At 71.1% G+C, this 15,466-nt stretch carries 14 protein-coding genes and 1 tRNA gene; 9 read left to right on the forward strand and 6 right to left on the reverse strand.

The features are described from left to right. Window positions 1-14 precede the first annotated feature (14 nt). Window positions 15-488 (reverse strand): GntR family transcriptional regulator, encoded by a 474-nt coding sequence (locus P2424_RS13785; protein WP_276476045.1) that lies wholly within the window; start codon window positions 486-488, stop codon window positions 15-17. 158 nt (window positions 489-646) lie between these two features. Here P2424_RS13785 and P2424_RS13790 point away from each other — a divergent pair, with 158 nt between their 5' ends. The 6 genes from P2424_RS13790 (at window position 647) to P2424_RS13815 (ending at window position 6,325) form a co-directional block, all read left to right on the forward strand. Beyond that, on the forward strand, window positions 647-1,006 hold the full coding sequence (locus tag P2424_RS13790) for a hypothetical protein (RefSeq protein ID WP_276476046.1): 360 nt from the start codon (window positions 647-649) through the stop codon (window positions 1,004-1,006). 214 nt (window positions 1,007-1,220) lie between these two features. Next, a complete protein-coding gene (locus P2424_RS13795; RefSeq protein ID WP_276478963.1) occupies window positions 1,221-2,603 on the forward strand; it encodes an FtsK/SpoIIIE domain-containing protein in 1,383 nt (460 codons plus the stop codon). Window positions 2,604-2,645: 42 nt separating this feature from the next. After that, window positions 2,646-3,296: a DUF2637 domain-containing protein gene (locus P2424_RS13800; protein ID WP_276476047.1), complete on the forward strand. Its 651-nt coding sequence runs from the start codon at window positions 2,646-2,648 to the stop codon at window positions 3,294-3,296. A 106-nt stretch (window positions 3,297-3,402) separates the two neighbouring features. Next, complete coding sequence (locus P2424_RS13805; protein ID WP_276476048.1) at window positions 3,403-4,866, forward strand: replication initiator; 1,464 nt, start codon at window positions 3,403-3,405, stop codon at window positions 4,864-4,866. Further along, window positions 4,863-5,045 (forward strand): helix-turn-helix domain-containing protein, encoded by a 183-nt coding sequence (locus tag P2424_RS13810; RefSeq protein ID WP_276478964.1) that lies wholly within the window; start codon window positions 4,863-4,865, stop codon window positions 5,043-5,045. Before P2424_RS13805 ends, P2424_RS13810 begins: the two co-directional genes overlap by 4 nt. Beyond that, complete coding sequence (locus P2424_RS13815; RefSeq protein ID WP_276476049.1) at window positions 5,045-6,325, forward strand: site-specific integrase; 1,281 nt, start codon at window positions 5,045-5,047, stop codon at window positions 6,323-6,325. Before P2424_RS13810 ends, P2424_RS13815 begins: the two co-directional genes overlap by 1 nt. Window positions 6,326-6,414: 89 nt before the next feature. Here P2424_RS13815 and P2424_RS13820 read toward each other — a convergent pair. Continuing rightward, a tRNA-Thr gene (locus tag P2424_RS13820) sits at window positions 6,415-6,488 on the reverse strand. 168 nt (window positions 6,489-6,656) lie between these two features. Here P2424_RS13820 and ugpC point away from each other — a divergent pair. The 3 genes from ugpC (at window position 6,657) to P2424_RS13835 (ending at window position 9,461) form a co-directional block, all read left to right on the forward strand. Next, on the forward strand, window positions 6,657-7,781 hold the full coding sequence (gene ugpC, locus P2424_RS13825; RefSeq protein ID WP_276476050.1) for a sn-glycerol-3-phosphate ABC transporter ATP-binding protein UgpC: 1,125 nt from the start codon (window positions 6,657-6,659) through the stop codon (window positions 7,779-7,781). Window positions 7,782-8,227: 446 nt separating this feature from the next. Next, window positions 8,228-8,665 carry a hypothetical protein gene (locus P2424_RS13830; RefSeq protein WP_276476051.1) on the forward strand — a complete coding sequence of 146 codons (438 nt, stop codon included), beginning with the start codon at window positions 8,228-8,230 and terminating at the stop codon, window positions 8,663-8,665. A gap of 76 nt (window positions 8,666-8,741) precedes the next feature. Beyond that, on the forward strand, window positions 8,742-9,461 hold the full coding sequence (locus P2424_RS13835) for a nucleotidyltransferase family protein (RefSeq protein WP_276476052.1): 720 nt from the start codon (window positions 8,742-8,744) through the stop codon (window positions 9,459-9,461). A gap of 394 nt (window positions 9,462-9,855) precedes the next feature. On the opposite strand, the gene P2424_RS13840 is transcribed toward P2424_RS13835, so the two are convergent. From P2424_RS13840 to P2424_RS13855, 4 genes are all read right to left on the reverse strand, one after another. Next, entirely contained in the window at window positions 9,856-11,886 is a 2,031-nt protein-coding gene (locus tag P2424_RS13840; RefSeq protein WP_276476053.1) for a DoxX family membrane protein, read from the reverse strand. 253 nt (window positions 11,887-12,139) lie between these two features. Next, window positions 12,140-13,054: a 23S rRNA (guanosine(2251)-2'-O)-methyltransferase RlmB gene (rlmB, locus tag P2424_RS13845; RefSeq protein WP_276476054.1), complete on the reverse strand. Its 915-nt coding sequence runs from the start codon at window positions 13,052-13,054 to the stop codon at window positions 12,140-12,142. A gap of 328 nt (window positions 13,055-13,382) precedes the next feature. Further along, the gene (cysS, locus tag P2424_RS13850; protein WP_276476055.1) at window positions 13,383-14,783 is read right to left on the reverse strand and encodes a cysteine--tRNA ligase; all 1,401 of its coding nucleotides are present in this window, start codon (window positions 14,781-14,783) and stop codon (window positions 13,383-13,385) included. A 122-nt stretch (window positions 14,784-14,905) separates the two neighbouring features. Continuing rightward, entirely contained in the window at window positions 14,906-15,313 is a 408-nt protein-coding gene (locus P2424_RS13855) for a PPOX class F420-dependent oxidoreductase (protein WP_276476056.1), read from the reverse strand. Window positions 15,314-15,466: the final 153 nt, after the last annotated feature.

Below are 15,466 nucleotides of genomic sequence, written 5' to 3' on the forward strand. Positions count from 1 at the left end.
GGAGATCGCAGACCTCAGCGAGTCGAGTGCCCCCGCCCCTGCTCCCCCTTCAGCTCTGCGACGTCCTGCTTAAGAGCCTGAACCTCTGCGTTCAGCGTCCGCAGCTGCTCACGAATGGCGAGCAGCGTTTCCGCGTACGGGCCGGTTGCTTCGGAGGTGTCCGGAGATGCCGGCCCGTCCGCTTCCTCAGGCTCGGGGAACTGCTGTGAGCTCTTGGCTTCAACCAGCGCCGTCACTTCCCCGTCCTGAACGACCACCACGTCAGCTACGTAGCTGCCGCGTCCCTGGACGGTGTAAATCAGACCCTCGTCGCGCAAGAGGCGCAGTGCGCTGCGGGCGGTCATGTTGGCGACGCCGAACCGCTCTTGCAGCTCCCGGTGCGAGGGGAGCTGTTCCCCCGGCTTGAGCCTGCCGGACTTGATCTCTTTCCGGATCTCGTCGGCGGCCTGCTGGTAGGGCGGGCGCGAGTCGTGAGGCGGCGGCGTCATGGCCCAAGGGTAGCCCGCGTTAGCCCACCTATCACAGACAGCCGACCTATCTCCCACCAACTCTGACACCTAGCTCGCTTGACATAGCTAGCCCAGCTAGATGACAGTGGTGATCCGCCGGGAGGACCGATCCCGGGGACCAGAAGGGAATTTGAGTCATGGCGCGCATTCGCGTGGGGCTGCTGCCGTCCACGATGTTCATGGTCGGGACGCTGCCGGTGCCGAAGATCGCGGACCAGGAGACGGGCAAGATCGCTCAGGACCGCGACACCGGCGAGGACCTGTTCACGCTGACGGTGTTCCTCATGGAAGACGGTCGTGCGGAGCAGATGAAGATCACTGTTCCGAAGTCGGGACTGCCGGACGGGCTGAACCTCGGTCTGCCGGTTCGGCCGGTGGATCTGTTCGCGATCCCGTGGGCCCGGGTGTTCAACGGTCAGCTTTCCGACGGGGTTGCCTACCGGGCTAGCTCGCTGGAGCTGGCTGGGGCACCGCAGTTCGCGGAGCAGGGCCAGTGACGGCGCCTGGCCGTCGGCCGGTCTACCCGCTGCCGTTGGACGACCCGCCCAACGACCCCCGGTTCAACTGCGGCTTGATCTTCGCCGTGGCTGGGGTCCTTGAGTCGCACGGCTATCCGGAGGTGGCAGCGGGCCAGGACCTGACGGCGCTGATGCAAACGCTGTTCCGCTTCATCTACTCGACTGAGGACAAGGTGTGACTGTGCAGGAAGTCATGGGGACCGCTTCGGCTCTGGTCGGGGCGGTCCTGGCCCTCGGCGTCATATGGGCGCTGTGGTGGCTGGTGCGCTACGTGCGGGCCGACAGGATGAAGCGGGCGAGTATCCGTCAGGCGGTCCGTGTCCGCTTTGGCTGGCGGCGTCTGGCTCCGATGGCCGGGTTGTCCGTGCAGGACAAGACTCCTGCGGCTGTAGTGATCTCCCAGGACGGCAAGGTGCCCAAGCCACGGGTGATCATCCCCAAGATCAAGGTCCGCGCGGACCGGTACGGGGTCGTCGTGCGTGCGGCGTGTGTGCCGAAGGTGAGCCTGGCCGAGTTCCAGAAGGCGGCCCCGTACCTGGCGGATGCCTGGCGGTGTACCCGCGTCTCTGTCCTGCCTGACAAGCCGGGGCAGCTCGTCGTCCGGGACGTGCGGGTGGACCCGTTGATCGTGCCCACTGAGCACGTCCCGACTGGTGACGTGCCGGAGGAACTGGCCCGGTGGCACATGGGGCTGGATGAGTACGCGCAGCCGTTGAGCGTGGACCTGTCCGACGTGCCCGGCGTCACCGTCGCCGGTCTGCCCGGCTTCGGCAAAACCTCGCTGATCAACCGCTTCATCTGTGACACCGCCCCCTCGGCGGCGGTTCAGTTCGCCTTCGCCGACGGCAAGGTGACCTCCTCTCACGAGGGGGACTACGCAGATCTGGCACAGCGGGCGTTCGCCTTCGTCGGTGACGACCTGACCGACGCGATCACGCTGTTCAAGCGGCTGGTGAAGCTGCGGCGTGCTCGCTCGGCGTCGATCCGGGACGTGCTCGGCGTCAAGAACATGTGGCACCTGGGCCCCTCGGACACCTGGCCCCTGGTCGTCCTGGTCGTGGATGAGGCGCACACCTACTTCCGCGACTACAAGGGCTCCGACGTGCAGACGAAGAAGCTCGCGGCGCTGGCGGCCGACAACGCCCGCCTCGTCGAGGACCTGGTGAAGAAGGGCCGCAGTGTCGGCATCGTGGTGATCATCGCGACGCAGAAGGCGACCGGCGACGCCATCCCCACCTTCATCCGCGATGTCTGCCCCGTGGGGCTGTCCTTCGCGCAGAAGACCGCTGAAGCGGCGGTTGTCGCCCTCGGGGAGGACATCCGCAACTGGCCGGACGCGAACCCGACCGCGCTTCAGGACCCGGCCTATGTCGGCGTCGCCTCCATGGCTCACCAGGGCCGACCCGGCTTCACCCGCATCCGCACCCCGTACGTCGCCGACGCGGACGCGGCCCGCATCGCCGCCGACACCGCCCACCTGACCCGCGACCCCGCCGAACTCCTTGAGGCCCTGACCGGCCCGCGTATCCCGCTACCGGGGCTGCTCTCCAAGGACGACGACGCGGAAGCGGCCTGACTCCCCCAACCCAACGACGCAGCGAAAGGAGGTGACATCCCAATGACTGAGGACCGGATCACCCAGCGCACGGTCATCGTGGTCATGGGCATCATCGCGGGCCTGGCGTTCGTCTTCTCCTTCGGCAACGTCTGGGCCCTCGCGCTCCGCCTCGGCGTCCCCGGGCCCATCGCACCCCTGATCGCCCCCATGGTCGACCTGTCGGTTACCGGCCTCCTGGCGGCCCTCTGGTACCTGTCCCTACGCGGCGTACCCGCCCAACAGCTCAAGGGCGCCACACGCCTCATGCACCTGTCCGGCCTGCTGACGCTGGCCCTCAACATCGCCGAACCCATCGCCGCCGGACACTACGGCCGCGCTGCCGTCGACACCGTCGCGCCCGTGCTCCTCCTCGGCTGGGGAGCGGTCGGCCCGCAACTCCTCCGCCACCTTCACGCCGCAACTCGGCCGGCGCCTGCCCCGGAACCTGCTGAGAAGCCTGCCCCCGCCCCGACGCCTGCTGTCGCTCCGCAAACAGCCCCGCCCAAGGAGACGGCTTCCCCGGTCCCTGAGCCGCTGATGGACGCGGCCCGGTCGATCGCCGCCACCTACCTCGCCGAACACGGCCGACCGATCACGGCGCCACAGCTACGGACCCGACTCGGCGTCGCGCTGCCGCTGGCTACAGCCGCTCACGCCCGCCTCACTGTCTGACCCCCGCCGGAGGCTCCGGCCCTCTCCCCCACCCACGCCCGACCGGGCTCGGTCTGTCATGTCCGGGCCCGGTCTCGGCATCCCACCATGGAAGGACAGACCCACCGTGAAGCCCCTTCCGTCCCTGCGCCACGTCGCGAGCCTGGCCCTTCGGGACCTCATCGGCTTCGCCCAGCGTCCCGACTTCGACCGCGTCCAAGACCAGATCCGCCAAGTCCGCGGTTGCACCCATCCCGTCAACCTCGTCGGCGGAACGGCAACCCTCGACGCCGCGACCCAAACCGTCCTGCGGTCCTACTCGACGGCAGACGAACCAACCGGGCGGCTTCTCACCACCTGCGGCAACCGCCGCGCCTCGCGCTGCCCGTCCTGCTCCCGCCTCTACGCGGCCGACACCTACCACCTGATCAAGGCCGGACTCTCCGGCGGCAAGACCGTGCCCGAGAACGTCCGCGAACACCCCCGCGTCTTCGCCACCCTCACGGCCCCGTCCTTCGGAGCGGTGCACAACCGCCGCACCACCGACGCCGGAAAGGCCCTGCCCTGCCGCTGCGGCACTACACACGCGACCGATGCCCCAGAACTGGGCACGCCACTGAACCCGGCCACCTACGACTACTCCGGCGCCGTGCTGTGGAACGCGCACGCTGGTGCCCTCTGGGCCCGCTTCACGACCTACCTGCGCCGCGAGCTGGCCGCCCACCTGGGCATGACGCAGAAGGACCTGAACGCCAAACTGCGAGTCTCCTTCGCCAAGGTCGCCGAGTACCAGAAACGCGGCCTGGTCCACTTCCACGCCGTGATCCGCCTCGACGGCCCTGACGGGCACACCGACGCACCCCCGTCCTGGGCGACCACTGACGCACTCACTCACGCGATCACCAACGCGGCCGAACGCTCCGTGCTCACGGTCTCCTCGGACGCCATCGGAGAACGCGAACTGCGCTGGGGCTCTCAGCTCGACATACGCGAGATCGCGGCCCTCGGCGACGGTGAACTGACTGATCAGAAAGTCGCCGCCTACGTCGCCAAGTACGCCACCAAGAGCGCGGAAGCCTCCGGCACCGTGGACCGGTCACTGCGTTGCCCCCGCTGCACCGGACGCGGCCACGTCACCGGCCCGGACGGGTTCCGCGATCTGTGCGACCACTGCGACGGGACGGGACAGTCCGAACCGATCGCCCTGCTGCCCGTGCACCGCCACGTGCGCCAGATGATCCGCACCGCCTGGGCGCTCGGTCACCTGCCGGAGTTCGCGGACCTCAAGCTCTGGCGCTGGGCTCACATGCTCGGCTTCCGGGGCCACTTCTCCAGCAAGTCCCGCCGCTACTCCACCACCCTCGGCGCACTCCGCGACGTCCGCCGCGCCTGGAATACGGCTCAGGCACAACCGGCCGGCGCACCCCCGGAGCCTGACGGCGAAAGCACCCTCGTTCTCTCCCACTGGAAGTACCTGGCCTCCGGCTACAGCCCCGGCGAGGAGCTGATCGCGGCCCAAGTCCGCCATGACATCGCCCTCGCCCGTGACGAAGAACAACGCCGCAAGACGGAGGGAGACCCGTGGCTGTGACTCCGGGACTGCTCAACGTGGACCAGGTCGCCGCCCGACTCCAGGTGAGCCGCTGGACCGTCTACAACCTGATCCGCTCGCGCGAGCTGGCCTCCTTCACCATCGGCCGCTGCCGCCGCATCGCCGAAACCGCACTGCACGACTACATCGCACGACAGACCGAACGAGAGGCTGCCTGATGGCCAAGGCCAAGAGGAACGTCAACGGCGAAGGCACCATCGTGCAGCGCAAGGACGGCCGTTGGCAGGGAGCCGCCTACGTACTTGCCTCCGACGGGACGTACAAGCGGCGTTTCGTATACGGGAGCAGCTGGGAGGATGCGCACGACAAGCTGACCCGCCTCAAGGCCGACTCCCTGAATGGTCTGCCGGTTTCCGCCAGCAAGATGACGGTCGGCGAGTACATGGCGTACTGGCTCACCCATGTGGCCAAGGTCAAGGTCCGCAAGACCACCTACGTCAACTACGAGTCCTGGGTGCGCAACTACATCGCACCGGGCCTCGGCAAGAAGAAGCTCGGGCGTCTGTCCGCCCGTGACATCCGGGCCTTCCTGCTGAAGACAGCCCAGACCTGCCAGTGCTGCGCCCAGGGCAAGGACAAGAACCGTCCAAAGCCCAAACGGCGCTGCTGCGCCCTCGGCCAGTGCTGCCAGAAATTTCCGTCAGACAGAACGGTCCGCATCCTGCTGGCCCTTCTGCGGACAGCCCTTCAGCACGCCGTGCGCGAAGACGAGATCCCCCGGAACGTCGCCAAGAATGTGGAGCTGGGCATGGGAACGATGCGCGAGATAGAGCCGCTGACGGTGCAGGAGGGGCGGCAGCTCCTGGCGGCTGCTCGGGGTACCCGGCTGTGGGCCGCGTACGAGCTGGCCCTGCGCATCGGCCTCCGGCGCGGGGAAGTCCTGGGGCTGCGCTGGCAGGACGTGGACCTGACCGCGGGAGTGCTCACAGTCCGGCAGACGCTTCAGCGCGTCGGCGGCGAGCTCTTCATCGGCCTCCCGAAGACTCAGCGATCGGCGCGACGGGTGGCGCTGCCTGGCGAGTGCCTGACAGCACTCCGGGCACGCCGTGCAGAGCAGCAGGGCGACCGGCGTGCGGCTGGCGACCAGTGGAAGGACACCGGGGGCGATCTGGTCTTCACGACGAAGAAGGGGACCCCCATCGAGCCGCGCAACCTCAACCGATCTTTCACGGCGCTGTGCGACCGAGCCAAGGTGCGCCGCGTCCGCTTCCACGATCTCCGGCACACCTGCGCCTCGCTGCTTCACGAGCAGGGCGCAGACGCGCGAATGATCATGGAAGTCCTCGGGCACAGCTCCATCCGCGTGACCATGGACATCTACACCTTCGTCCGGCTCGACTCCCAGCGGTCCGCCTTCGACCGCGTGGGCGACGCCCTGCGTGACATCAGCGAGGACGACGACGATGACGGAACGAGCGGCGTTCCTGCCCGCACCTGATCTTTCACACTGCCGTTGATGTCAGAACTGATGTCACGGCAACGCCAGAGGCCCCGTACCAAACCCGGTACGGGGCCTCTGACCTGCGGAGCCGCCTGTCGGATTCGAACCGACGACCTTCTGTTTACAAGACAGATGCTCTAACCAGCTGAGCTAAGGCGGCGGGGGGTGCGTCGCTCGTGCAGTGTACCTGGGAGATGGATCGTGATGCTTGCGACTACTGACAAACGGGCGTGCAGCGGCTAGCGTCTCGCCAGGTCCACACAGTGGACTACACCTCCCTTTACGACGGATCGTCCGGCACGTACCTGCCGGTGAAGGAGAAGAGAACATGGCCACGGTCACCTATGACCAGGCGACCCGGGTGTACCCGGGCGCCGACACCCCTGCCGTCGACAAGCTCGACATCGAGATCGCGGACGGGGAGTTCCTCGTTCTCGTCGGTCCCTCCGGCTGCGGCAAGTCCACCTCGCTGCGGATGCTCGCCGGCCTGGAGGACGTGAACGAGGGCAACATACGCATCGGCGAGCGCGACGTGACCCACCTTCCGCCGAAGGACCGGGACATCGCGATGGTGTTCCAGAACTACGCGCTCTACCCGCACATGACCGTGGCGGACAACATGGGCTTCGCGCTCAAGATCGCGGGTGTGGCGAAGACCGAGATCCGCAAGAAGGTCGAGGACGCGGCCAAGATCCTCGACCTGACCAAATACCTGGACCGCAAGCCCAAGGCGCTCTCCGGCGGTCAGCGGCAGCGTGTCGCGATGGGCCGGGCCATCGTCCGGGAGCCGCAGGTCTTCCTGATGGACGAGCCGCTCTCCAACCTGGACGCCAAGCTCCGCGTCCAGACCCGTACGGAGATCGCGAGCCTCCAGCGGCGCCTCGGCATCACCACCGTGTACGTCACCCACGACCAGGTCGAAGCCCTGACGATGGGCGACCGGGTGGCCGTGCTCAAGGACGGGCTGCTCCAGCAGGTCGACAGCCCGCGCAACATGTACGACCGCCCCGCCAACCTTTTCGTCGCGGGCTTCATCGGCTCTCCCGCCATGAACCTGGTCGAGGTCCCGATCGCCGACGGCGGGGTCAAGTTCGGCAACAGCGTGGTGCCGGTCGAGCGCGAGGCCGTCGGCTCCGCGGCGGACAAGGGCGACAAGACCGTCACGGTCGGTGTCCGTCCCGAGCACTTCGAGATCGTCAACGGTGAGGGCGGTGGCACGGGCCTCTCCAAGGACGAGCACGCCGGTGTTCCCGTCACGGTGAACGTCGTCGAGGAGCTGGGCGCCGACGGCTACGTCTACGGCACCGCCGACATCGGCGGCGAGCAGCGCGACCTGGTGGTCCGCGTGCCCGGCCGCAGCGTTCCGGAGAAGGGCTCCACCATCCACGTGGTGCCGAAGGGCGGCGAGGCCCACGTCTTCGCCACCACATCCGGCGAGCGCCTCAGCGACTGAGCACCTCAGCTCCTGAGCGGCTGAGCACCTCAACGACTGAGCGACTGGGCGCCTGAGCACCTCAGCGACTGATGCGGCTCTTCGGTGCGGCTGCTCGCACCGGCGTCCTCGCGTTCGACGTCCCGCGGCCGCGGGATCCGGCTTCCGGCCCCATGCAGGCATTTCGCCCTGCATGGGGCCTGTGCCGTGCCGCGCCCTGCTGCGTTGTTCGGCCTGTCGGTCCGTGCGGGCCGTGCCTCCGCTCCGTATGCTCGTCCTCCTCGTCCCCTCCTGCTCGGCTCCCGCTGCTGCGGGGTCGCCGTACGCGGCGTACCGGCCTCCGGCGTCATCTCACCGCCGCGGTGTTCCCGCTCCCGTGCGGTATCTCTTCGAACAAGCCGAGTTCCTGTCACTCGACGTGGTGACAAAATGTCGCCAAATCACCACCCCCCGCTACCATCGCGGGCGTGAACCATGCAGCCCGCCGTATCGGCCGATCCCTCGCACTCGTACTCCCGGTCGTGCTCGTCCTGTCCGGGACCCTCGCCGTCACGTATGTTCCGTGGGCATCCGCGCCCGCGGACGCACCGGTTCTCGCCTCCTCGGCACAGAAGGCGTCGGCGGACACCGCCTCGACGCCCGCCGGGCCGGCGAGCCGCCACAAGCCGGAGCACGAGCTCCGGGACCGGCTCATCGCCGAACTCCAGGAGCAGGACCCCGGGGTGGCGCTGAACAGCCTCCAGCGCGCCATCGCCCGCAAGCCGTCGCTCGCCCGCCACTGCGCCTCGATCGCCCGGGCGCTCGGAAAGGCCGCCGTCCACAAGTACGGGGCCCAGCGCGCGCAGCGGTTCTCGCGGCCGGTGTGCGACACCTCGTTCGCCTACGGGGTCGCGCAGTTGAGCTGACGCCGGAAGAGAGCGGGAAGCGCCGGGCCGGGGCGTGGCAACCGGCGCGGGTCGTGTGGCGCATAGGCTGCGCCACATGACCCAGCACCCGACCCAGGCCGTGATCCTCGCCGGTGGACAGGGATCACGGCTGCGGCCGTACACCGACGACCGTCCCAAGCCGATGGTGGAGATTCCCGGCACAGGAGTACCGATCATCGGCCACCAGTTGGCCTGGCTCGCGGCCGAGGGCGTCACCGACGTCGTCGTCTCCTGCGGACACCTCGCCGAGGTGCTCGACGAGTGGCTCACGCAGGCGGAACTCCCCTGCCGCGTCATGACGGTGGTCGAGCGTGAACCGTTGGGACGCGGCGGCGGGCTCAAATTCGCGGCGCGTTCGCTGCCGCGGCCCGATGAGCCGTGGTACGCGACCAACGGCGACATCTGGACGCGCTTCTCGCTGCGCGAGATGGCCGACTTCCACGCCGAGCGCGACGCCACCGCCACGCTCGCGCTCGCCCGTCCGCGCATCCCCTGGGGTGCGGTGGAGACCGACGAGTTCGGTCACGTCCTCGATTTCATCGAGGCGCCGCCCTCCCCCTATCTGATCAACGCGGGCGTCTACGTCTTCTCCCCCCGGTTCGTCGGGCTGCTGCCCGAGCGGGGAGACCATGAGCGGACCACCTTCCCGCGCCTCGCCCGCGAGCGGGCCCTGGCGGGCTTCCCGCTGCCGCAGGGCTCGTACTGGCGGGCCATCGACACCGCGAAGGATCTGCGCGAGGCCGCCCGCGAGCTCGCCGACGGCGCCCCGCGCTGAAAGCCTCGGGGGCGTCCTGAACGTCCCTGCCGTGGCCGCCACGTCCCTGCCGTGGCCGCCGTCGCTGCCGTGCCCGCCCGTGCCCGCCCGTGCCCGCCGCACCTTTCCGGCACGGCTCTTTCGGCCCGGCGGCTGTCAGCCCGCGTGCGAGCCGCGTGCGAGCGAAGAAGCGAAGCCGAGCCCTTCCACAGGCGCCGGGACAGAGCCGGCCAGAGCCGGCCGGGCGAGGTTCCCGGCCAGTGCCGGGCGAGGGCCGGAAGCACGAAGCCGGGTGGGGTTGTCGATCTCCGAGGATCGACAACCCCACCCGGCTTCACACGCCTGCGGCGGGCACCCATGGTGGTGGCCCGGCCGCGGAGCGGCCCGGCCACCAGGGCCGGATCGCCGCCGCGGATCAGTGTCCGAGCAGTCCGCCCAGTGCGCCGCGGCGGCCGCCGCTGCCGGACGAGGACCCGCTGCCGGAGCCGGACGACGAGGCGCCCGTGCCGGAGGAGTCGCTGGAGCCGGAGCCGGAGCCGCCGCTGCCGCCGGGGTTGGCCTGCGGCTGCTGCGGGGCCGGCTGCCGCTGGGCCGGCGGTGCCGTGGTGCCCTGCTGCTGGCCGGGGGTGGCGGCGCCCTGCCCGCTGCCCTGGTTCGCGCCCTGGGTACGGCCCTGGCTGGGGGTGGACTCGGGGCCGGTGGTGGCCCGCTGCTCGCCCGGGCTGGTCTCCTCCGCCGAGGGGCTGCCGTCCTTGTCCCTGCTGTCCTTGTCGCCGTCCCGCCCGTCGGCGCCGGACGGGCCCTGGGTGGCCTGGCCGGAGCTGGAGCGGCCCGGCTCCTGCGGCATCGGGGAGCCCGGCAGCCGGTTGGTGGGCAGGTCGCCGCGTTCGGGCCCGGAGGCGGGCTGCGAGGTGCGGACGGCGCTGCCCAGCAGGGAGCCGACGAGCAGCGCGAGTCCGACGACGACGGTGGCGATGAGGGTGCCCCGGCGCAGTACGCGCCGTCGCAGGTCGCGCAGTTCGACGCGGGGGCCGAGCTTGCGCCACGCCTCGCTCGCCAGCCGGCCGTCGAGGGAGAAGACGGGGGCGCCCGCGATGATCAGGGGGCTCCAGGCGGCGAGGTAGATGATGTCCGGCGCCTCGTAGGCGGGGACGCTGCTCCAGCTGACCGTCATCAGCAGGGCGGCGGAGAGCAGCGCGCCGATCCCGGCGGCGACCCGCTGCCAGAGTCCGAACATGGTCAGTACGCCGACGATGACCTGGAGGAAGGCGACGGTGAGGCCGGCGCCGACGGGGTGCGCGAGTGCGAAGTCCCGCAGCGGGGTGGCGATGGTCCACGGCTCGAGGGAGCGCAGCCAGGTGACCATGGAGCCGCGTTCGCCGCCGTCGAAGTAGACGGGGTCGCACAGCTTGCCCATCCCGGCGTAGACCGTGATGAAGCCCAGGAAGAGCCGCAGCGGGAGCAGGACGACGCCCAGGTTCATCCGGCGGCCCGGGTAGTACGCGTGCCGGACGGTGTCGCGGCGGGGGGCCGCGGTGGCCCCCCGGGTGTGCTCGTCTTCGTCGTCCGCGTACGCCTCGTCCCCGTACGCGTCGGGGTCCCCGTAGCGGGGGGTGCCGGGGCCGCCGGGGTGGAGGCCGCCGCCGCGGTGGGTGACGGCCGGCAGTTCGCCGGTCTCCGGCCCGACCGCCTCGAATTCGCCGGTGTCCTCGTCGAACGCGCTGCGGGCCGGGCGTACGCCCTTCAGCAGCGGCTCGGTGCGGTGTTCGCGCGGCGGCGGGCTTCCGCTCTCGGAGGGCTGGGGGCCGCGCGGCGGGCCGACCACGGTGGCCGGACCGTTCCCGGTGCGGCCCGGGCCCGCGGTGCCGGGGCCCTTGACGCGGGGCAGCGTCTGGGTGGCGGTGGGGTCGGACTCGGCGGGGCCGGCCTCGAAGCCGACCAGGCCCGCCGTGCGGGCGGCCTGGATGAGCTTGGTCGCGCCCGTGTCGTCGGGTGCGGCGCCGCCGCTCCACACCACAGGAGCGCGGCGTCCGGTCGTGGGGCGGCGGGCGCCCGGGGGGCTGCTGCCCGCTGTGACCGGCATGGGCTCGGTGTCCTCGAACGCCGGCGCCCCGCGCCCGTCCGCCGGTCCGGGCTGCGACAGCGGCCAGGTGGGCGACGTCGGCACCGTGGCGGTGGCCGCGGGCGACAGCGCGCCCCGGGCGTGCGCGGACGAGGCGGCGGACGGTGCGTACGGCATGGCCGCGGTGGGCGGCGCGGCGGCCCCGCCGAGCCGCACGCGGAAGCTCGCGTGGTTGACGACCACCTCGGCGGGGTCGGACGGGACCTTGACCGTGCTCAGCACCGGTTCGTCGTCGAAGAAACCGCGTGGGCTTCCCGCTGGGCTGTGCCCGGAGCCGCGGCCCGAAGCGCCGGGTGCGCGGGGTGTTCTGGTGTCCACACTCATCTAACCGAGTGACGGACGGTTAGGACACTGCCTTGACCGCCTCGATCTGTCCGAGGTCCGTCAAGAGATCATCGGAGTGGCGGGCCGAGGCGCCGGGGCGCGGCCCGCGCGGCGCCCGGACCGCCCGGACCGCCCGGACCGGGTGCGGCCCCCGGCGGTATCGGTGACCGGTCGGGGCGACGCGGCCGCCGTGCGCACGGAACGGCGCGGAAGCAGTACGCCGCTGGGGCGCGGAAGCTGTCGCTCGGCGGGGTCAGGCGCGGCGCCTGGCCGCCTCGTAGAGTACGACGCCCGCCGCGACACCCGCGTTCAGCGACTCGGCTCCGCCCGGCATGGGGATCCGCACCCGCACGTCGCAGGTCTCGCCGACCAGCCGGGACAGGCCCTTGCCCTCGCTGCCGACGACGACCACGAGCGGGCCGTCGAGCGCGGCGACCTCGCCGAGTTCCAGTTCGCCGTCCGCCGCGAGTCCGATCACCGTCAGTCCCGCCTTCTGGTACCCCTCCAGCGCACGGGTGAGGTTGGTGGCGCGCGCGACCGGCGTGCGCGCCGCCGTGCCGGCGGACGTCTTCCACGCGCCGGCCGTCATCCCCGCCGCGCGCCGCTCCGGGACGACCACGCCGTGCCCGCCGAACGCGGAGGCGGAGCGGACGACGGCACCCAGGTTCCGCGGGTCGGTGACCCCGTCCAGGGCGACGATCAGCGGGTCCTCGCCGCGGTCGAAGGCGGCGGCGGCCAGGTCCTCCGGGTGCGCGTACTCGTACGGCGGGACCTGCAGGACGACGCCCTGGTGGTTGAGGCCGTTGGTCATCCGGTCCAGTTCGGGCCGGGGGGCCTCGACCAGGCGGATGCCGCCGCGTTCGCCCGCCACGCGGACCGCCTCGCGGACCCGTTCGTCGTTGTCGATGAACTGCTGCACGTACAGCGCGTTGGCGGGTACGCCCTCGCGGAGGGCCTCCATGACGGAGTTGCGGCCCACGACCAGCTCCGAGGTGCCCTTGCTGCCGCGCTGCGGACGGCCCTGGGAGCGGCGGGCCTTCGCCTGCGCGGCGCGCTGCTTGGCGTGGCCCTTGCGCATCTCGGCGGGCGGCGTCGGGCCCTTGCCCGCCAGACCGCGGCGGCGGTTGCCGCCGCTGCCGATCTGCGGCCCCTTCTTCTTCCCGGGCATGTGGGCACCTACCTTGCTGTCCGCGGCCTTCGGGGGCCTGTCGTCGACCCGGTCGCGGGTCTGTCCTGGGCCCGTCGGGCCTGTTGTTCGTGGAGCGGCCGGCCGGGTGGCCGGATGGCCGCAGGGCCGGACGTACGCAGCGCTCGCCGAGCGGTCGGACGTACGTACGGCCTTACCACGGTACCGGTTTCCGCTCCGTGGCCCGCGCCCCCATCCGGGGAGCGGGCCGGGGCCTGCCGCGCCCCTCTCGAGAGGCGGGCCCCTTATGGAGCGGCCGGGCCTCCCCGGGGTCCGGAGAGGCGGGGTGGCAGGGGCCCGGGGGCCCGGGTCACTCCCCGGCGAGCTCCCAGCGGGGTCCGGCGGGGGTGTCCTCGACGGCGAGTCCGGCGCGCTTGAGCTCGTCGCGGATGGCGTCCGCGGTCGCGTAGTCCTTCCGGGCCCGCGCGGCCTGCCGCTGCTCCAGCACCAGGCCGACCAGCGAGTCGACCACGGAGTCGAGCCGGGCACCGGCTCCGGAGGCCGCGCCGGACCACTCGGCGGCGAGCGGATCCATGCCCAGCACCCCGAGCATGGCGCGGACCTCGGCCACCGCCGTCGCCACGGCGGTGGCGTCGCCGTCGGCCAGTGCGGCGTTGCCCTGCCGGACCGTGGTGTGGACGACGGCGAGCGCCTGCGGCACGGCGAAGTCGTCGTCCATGGCCGCGGCGAACGCCTCCGGCACCTGGGCGGCGGGAGCCACCTGGCCGGCGAGTTCGACGCCGCGCTGCAGGAAGCCCTCGATGCGGCCGAGCGCCGACTCCGCCTCGCGCAGCGACTCGGGGCTGTACTCGATGGTCGAGCGGTAGTGCGGGGTGCCCAGGTAGTAGCGCAGGACGAGGGGGCGCCACTGTTTGACCATCTCGCTGACGAGCACCGAGTTGCCCAGCGACTTGCTCATCTTCTCGCCGCTCATGGTGACCCAGGCGTTGTGCGCCCAGTAGCGGGCGAAATCGTCGCCGAAGGCGCGGGACTGGGCGATCTCGTTCTCGTGGTGCGGGAAGACGAGGTCGACGCCGCCGCCGTGGATGTCGAAGACCCGGCCGAGGTACTTGTGCGCCATCGCGGAGCACTCCAGGTGCCAGCCGGGGCGGCCGGGCCCGAAGGGGGTCTCCCAGCAGGGCTCGCCGGGTTTGGCGGCCTTCCACATGGCGAAGTCGCGCGGGTCCCGCTTGCCGGTCTCGCCCTCGCCCGCGGGCTGGCGCAGGTTGTCCAGCTCCTGGTTGGAGAGGGCGAGGTAGTCGCCGAAGGAGCGGACGTCGAAGTAGACGTTGCCGTCGGCGGCGTAGGCGTGGCCGCGGTCGATCAGGACCTGCATCATCTCGACCATCTCGGGGATGTGGCCGGTGGCGCGGGGTTCGTTCGTCGGCGGCAGGCAGCCGAGTGCCTGGTAGGCGGCGTCGAAGGCGCGCTCGTTCTGGTAGCCGATCGCCCACCAGGGGCGGCCCTGCTCGGCGGACTTGGTGATGATCTTGTCGTCGATGTCGGTGACGTTGCGGATGAACGTCACGTCGTAACCGCGGTGGGCGAACCAGCGGCGCATGATGTCGAAGTTCAGTCCGGAGCGGACGTGCCCGATGTGCGGCGGCGCCTGCACCGTGGCGCCGCACAGGTAGATCGAGACGCAGCCGGGTTCGAGCGGGCTGAAGTCGCGGATCTGCCGGGCGCTGGTGTCGTACAGGCGAAGAGTCACATGGCCCAGGGTAGTAGCCCGCCGGGCCGCGCCGTGCCCGGACCGGAGCGGATGCCCCGGCGGGCGAGGCCGGGCCCGGAGCGCTCCGGCCGCGTCGGGCACAGGCGACCGAGGCGGCCGGGTCAGAGGCGGCCGACGACCTTGTCGACGCTGACCCGGACCACGACGCGCTCGGCGTCCTGGTCGGAGGCGGGGTTGAACTCGGCGTAGCTCTTGCCGACGTACTTGTGGGCCAGCTCGTCGATCAGCTCCGGCCCGCCCTCGGTGCTGAGGGAGGCGGTGCCGCGCAGTTCGGCGTAGGTGTAGGGCGCCTCGGCCGGGTGCACCAGGACGGTCACCCGCGGGTCGCGCCGCATGTTGCGGGTCTTGCGGCGGTCCACGGTGGTGGAGATGAGCAGGTCCTCGCCGTCGCGCTTCACCCACACCGGCGACACCTGGGGGCTGCCGTCGGGCTGGATGGTGGCGACGGCGACGAAGACCTTTCCGTCGAGTACCTTCTTCAGTTCCTCGGAGAGCACCTGCTGGGCCACGGGAACGGCTCCCTTCCTCATTCGCGGTGCGGGATGCGGGCCTGGGCGGACGCCGCGGGGCCGCACGGCCGCCGCGGCCGGTCCGGAGCACCGCGGGCGCCCCGGCGGCCCTGCCTGCGGGGACGGTATCTCACATCCCGTCGGCGGCGGGGG

Source organism: Streptomyces sp. WMMB303, from assembly GCF_029351045.1.
In the GTDB taxonomy this organism is placed as follows: domain Bacteria; phylum Actinomycetota; class Actinomycetes; order Streptomycetales; family Streptomycetaceae; genus Streptomyces.